2 protein-coding genes and 1 pseudogene are annotated in these 2,584 nt (G+C 70.2%); 1 reads left to right on the forward strand and 2 read right to left on the reverse strand.

Annotation, left to right across the window (positions count from 1 at the left end):
* Positions 1-282: 282 nt before the first annotated feature.
* Positions 283-1,770 (reverse strand): Asp-tRNA(Asn)/Glu-tRNA(Gln) amidotransferase subunit GatA, encoded by a 1,488-nt coding sequence (gene gatA / locus U9977_RS26700; RefSeq protein WP_322752034.1) that lies wholly within the window; start codon positions 1,768-1,770, stop codon positions 283-285.
* A gap of 11 nt (positions 1,771-1,781) precedes the next feature.
* Entirely contained in the window at positions 1,782-2,078 is a 297-nt protein-coding gene (gatC, locus tag U9977_RS26705) for an Asp-tRNA(Asn)/Glu-tRNA(Gln) amidotransferase subunit GatC (protein ID WP_322752035.1), read from the reverse strand.
* A 319-nt stretch (positions 2,079-2,397) separates the two neighbouring features.
* Between gatC and U9977_RS26710 the strand changes: the two are divergent.
* Positions 2,398-2,584 (forward strand): annotated as a pseudogene (locus U9977_RS26710) (glutamate--tRNA ligase); the annotation flags it as partial.

Here is a 2,584-nt window from a genome sequence, read left to right on the forward strand (position 1 = left end):
GTCACGCAGGTGGATCCTGGTGGCGAAGGCGGATCCGGCGACGCCGAGCACGCCCCAGATGATCAAAATCGGCGAGACCGCTGCGATGCCCACCCCGAGCACGGCCAAGCCCAGTACCCAGACCGCCACCAGCGGCGCCCGATCCGCCCGCCTGCTACGTAGCGCAACCATCAACGTCTCCCCTCGTTCCGCACATCTCACAACTCATCAGGCCCAGTGTCCCTCCGAGTCTCGCCGGGGCCGCCCGGACGGGGAACGGGCCGCCGTCGCGCATTCCGGGCCCTACAGGGCCGGGGCGTCGTCGAGGAAGGGATGGCCGCGGGCGGCGTCGAGAGCTGCCTCCAACGCGCCGCCGACCTGGTAGAGCCGGTCGTCCGCGAAGGTCGGCGCCATGATCTGAAAACCGACCGGAAGCCCGTCGGCCAGGCCGATCGGCAGGCTCATCGCCGGCCCGCCGGCCAGGTTCGACGGGATCGTGCACAGGTCGGACAGGTACATCGCCACCGGATCGTTGATCTTCTCACCCAGCCGGAACGCGACGGTGGGCGTGGTGGGTGAGACCAGCACGTCGACCCGTTCGTAGGCCGCGGCAAAGTCCTGGCTGATCAGCGTTCGGACCTTCTGCGCCTGACCGTAGTAGGCGTCGTAGTAACCCGACGACAATGCGTAGGTCCCCAGGATGATCCGACGCTTGACCTCGGCCCCGAAGCCGGCACCGCGGGTGCGGGTCATGACCTCCTCGGCTCCGGCCTCGCCGTCGTCACCGATCCGCAGGCCGAACCGCATCGCGTCGAAGCGGGCCAGGTTGGACGAGCACTCGCTCGGCGCGATCAGATAGTAGGCGGGCAGCGCGTAGGTGAAGTGCGGGCAGCTGACCTCGACGACCTCGGCACCCAGACCGACCAGCACCTCAAGAGCGTCGGAGAAGCGCGCCCGCACCCCGATGTCGTAGCCGTCCCCGGACAGTTCCCGGACCACGCCGATCCGCACGCCGCGCAGATCACGGCTGGCGGCGGCGGCCACCACGCCGGGTACCGGCAACTCGATGCTGGTCGTGTCCAGCGGGTCGTGACCGGCGATGGCGGCATGTAGCAGAGCCGCGTCGGTCACCGTGCGGGCCAGCGGCCCGGCCTGGTCCAGCGAGCTCGAGAACGCGACGAGGCCGTAGCGGCTCACCCCGCCGTAGGTCGGCTTGACCCCGACCAGCCCGCACACGGCCGCGGGCTGGCGAATCGAGCCGCCGGTGTCGGTCCCGATCGAGATCGGCGTCTCGAAGGCGGCCACGGCGGCTGCGCTGCCACCGCTGCTACCGCCGGGGATGCGATCGGTGTCCCACGGGTTGCGGGTCGGCCCGTAGGCGGAGTTCTCCGTGGACGACCCCATCGCGAACTCGTCCATGTTGACCTTGCCGATGATCACCACGCCGGCGGCCCGCAACTTCGACACCACTGTCGCGTCGTACGGCGGCTTCCAACCCTCGAGCATTCGACTACCACAGGTCGTCGGCATGCCGCGGGCAGTGAGTACGTCCTTGAGCGCCAGCGGGACGCCCGCGAGCGGTCCCAGGCGCTCCCCCGCGGCCCGGCGCCGGTCGACGTCGCGAGCCGCGGCAATGGCACCGTCGACGTCGACGTGCAGGAACGCGTTGATCCGATCGTCGACCTTCGCGATCCGGTCGAGCGCGGCCTGGGTCGCCTCCAGGGCGCTGAGCTCACCCGCGGCGATCGCGGCGGCGGTTCGGGCGGCGGAGAAACGGATGACGTCGGTCACGGGAGGTACCCTCACTCGTCCAGGTCGAGGATGCGCGGCACCCGGAAACGGCCGCCTTCGACGGCGGGCGCGCCGGCGAGCGCGTCAGCCTGCGACAGCGACGTGCGGGTGATGTCAGCCCGGAACACGTTCGTCAGCGGGACGGCATGGGTCGTCGGCGGGATGTCACCCGCAGCTACCTCCGCGACCCGGGCGACCGCACCGATGATCACGTCGAGCTGAGGGGCGAGCGTGTCGAGCTCCTCGTCGGACAAGGCCAGCCGCGACAGGCGGGCAAGATGGGCGACCTCGTCCCTGGTAATCGCCATACCGGTTACGACCCTCTGACTTCCCGGTGACCTTGCGGCCACGTCTGTGTCTGCTGACTGCCGAGTCCCGTGCCTGCCGACTCGCGGATGACGCTGTGGTCATCGTACGGGCCGGCGCGCAGGGGCACCCCCTGGCCTGGCGGCCCCCACCACCTTGGAGAAGCCGCGCCGCATGCCTGACACGCCCTCCACCGGGGGGGACCCGGTGCCCGCTAGCATCGCAGACGGGCCTGCGGGTAGTGCCCACCACGGGACCGCCTGGCGACGGTGATCACCGCGGTTTCAGAACTGTCCAGCGCCCGTGGAGGTACCCACTGCAATGCTTGACCGCGATGAGATTGACGCGCTGTATCCGGCCGACCTACCCGGCCCGGAGCACTGGGAGGAGCGGTACCCGCCGAGGAACCTGACGCCGGGCGCGATGGTCACCCGTTTCTGCCCGAGCCCAACGGGCTTCGCCCACCTCGGCGGGGTCTATGTGGCGATCCTGGACAAGGACCTCGCAC

The organism is Protofrankia sp. Cas8 (assembly GCF_963555845.1).
In the GTDB taxonomy this organism is placed as follows: Bacteria; Actinomycetota; Actinomycetes; order Frankiales; family Frankiaceae; genus Protofrankia.